General features: G+C 69.4%; 2 protein-coding genes. Both read left to right on the forward strand.

Annotated features, from left to right (window positions below; translation table 11 throughout):
- The first annotated feature begins 518 nt into the window (after nucleotides 1-518).
- Nucleotides 519-1,247 carry an alpha/beta fold hydrolase gene (locus FF041_RS26155; protein WP_153525090.1) on the forward strand — a complete coding sequence of 243 codons (729 nt, stop codon included), beginning with the start codon at nucleotides 519-521 and terminating at the stop codon, nucleotides 1,245-1,247.
- Nucleotides 1,248-1,515: 268 nt separating this feature from the next.
- Nucleotides 1,516-1,941: a transposase gene (locus FF041_RS40420; protein ID WP_323392751.1), complete on the forward strand. Its 426-nt coding sequence runs from the start codon at nucleotides 1,516-1,518 to the stop codon at nucleotides 1,939-1,941.
- Nucleotides 1,942-2,021 lie beyond the last annotated feature (80 nt).

The raw sequence follows: 2,021 nt of genomic DNA on the forward strand, positions 1-2,021 counted from the left end.
GCGGGCGGCCGAACCCGTGGCGCACCGCGCGCCTGCGCCGACGCCGTCAGCGGTGAGTGCGGGGGCGTCCCGGCATCCAGTGCCCGCGGCGACGATGCAGAGCGCCCGCCCCCTTCACACACTGACGATGGGCCTCCGCCAACTTGAAGTCACAGGTCAAAGGGCTGGTGTGATCGGTGCTCAGGATGCTCATGCTGGTCATGGGCGGCTGTCTGCGCAGTAGATCGTCCGTCAGCGGTTGATTGCCGGATTTTCGGTGCTCGAATCGGTGGCGGACGTGCGCTTCCCGGCCAGTGGCAGGCGTGACTCCGACGCCGTGGTGTCTGGCCACGGAGCCTCCGCGAAAACCCGTTGGCGGAACCACGGCGGCCACTGCTACGTTTCCGGAGGCCGTGCGAGAGAACGAGGAGGTGGTACCCGTGAACGCAGTATCGACATGGGTGCTCCCCTCCGGGGTCACGGTCGGGCGATAGGTCGTCCGGGAGCGCCGTTCAATGGCACTCCTGAAAGGCACGACCATGCAGTTCACTTCTGAGCAGCGCCTCGACGACGGCGTCCTCGAGCGCGAATTCACCCTCGGCGAGATCCCCGGCATCCTGTGGACACCCGCATCCGCACCGGCACCGCTGATCCTGCTCGGCCACCCTCCCCTGGGGCTGCGCAAGATGTATCCCCGACTGGTGGCCCGGGCCCGGCACTCAGCAGCGGACGGCTTCGCCACGGCCACCATCGAGCTCCCCGGAAGCGGCGACCGGCCCCGCCTGCCCGCCGCCGAGCAGGCCCTCGCCGATCTGCGCCGGGCGATGGAGGCCGGCGAGCCGGTCAGCGACGAGATCATCGACGCACTCATCCTCCCGCTGGTCGACAAGGCGGTTCCGGAATGGCAGGCCGCCCTGGACGCCCTCCTTTCGCTGCCCGAGATCGGCGGCCCGGTCGGGTACTCGGGGGGAGTGATCTCCATCGGGATCCGGCTGGCGGTGGTCGAGCCGCGCATCTCGGCCGCCGGTCTGTTCGCCGGGAGTTTCGTGCCTCGCGCCATGTTCGAGGAGGCCCGGCAGGTCACCATTCCGCTGCACGTCCTGCTGCAGTGGGACGACGAAGGGAACGACCGGCAGGTGGCCCTGGACCTGTTCGACGCCTTCGGCTCCAAGGAGAAGACCCTGCACGCCAACATGGGCGGGCACACCGGCGTCCCGCAGTTCGCGGGGGACGACGCGGCCCAGTTCTTCACCCGACACCTGAAGTGACGCCGGGCCGTCAGGCCACCAGCAGACGGTAAGCGGTGTCGGCCAGGATGCTGCCCAAGGGACAGGTCCCGGCCCTCCTCGGCTCTCTACATCACGTGCCCCTGCCAGACTCTCGGCAGGGGCACATGCTGCCCGAAGCCATGCACTGCTCGATGTCTGCAGAGCTTCGAGTGCTCCCGAGTCCACCGTCCGCCGCTGGCGCGACGAACTGATCTCCCTGCTCGCCGCGCAGGCCCCGCGCCTGGACCGCGCACTGCAGAAGGTTGCCGTGCGGGGCGGGGAGGTCGTCCTGATCGACGGCACCTTCATTCCCACCCAGCGCCGCACGGGAAGGGCCAACCGTCGGAACTATTCCGGCAAACACCGCCGTCACGGCCTGCACTTCCTCGCTCTGACCGACGAAAACGGTCGTCTGATCTGGATATCCTCCCCCCCGGCCCGGCAGCACCCACGACATCACCGCCGCCCGCCACGACCACGTCCTGGCGGCGACACCTTCTGCTGCCCGTCCCCGTCCACGACACCCGGGTCGAGCCCGTCGATCCCCCGCATGGCGAGAGCGACGCGGCCGTCGGTGATCCGGTCCCCTTGGACCCACACCGCGTCTTTGCCGACGACCCAGTCACACAGCCGCTCCCTCGCCACCGGCCACCACGGCGACCAGGGCGGCCACCCACCGTCTGAGACGTGGTGAGTACCAGTGGCTGTTTGCTGGTCCGAGGGGGCCGTGCTTTCCCGCCGCGGGCGGGCTGGGTGGCTGGATTGGCGTTCTGG

It is taken from the genome of Streptomyces jumonjinensis, from assembly GCF_009600885.1.
GTDB classification, from domain to species: domain Bacteria; phylum Actinomycetota; class Actinomycetes; order Streptomycetales; family Streptomycetaceae; genus Streptomyces; species Streptomyces jumonjinensis.

Coding starts and splice junctions, on each gene's coding strand:
- FF041_RS26155 (WP_153525090.1), top strand. CDS start 519: ATGCAGTTCACTTCTGAGCAGCGCCTCGACGACGGCGTCCTCGAGCGC.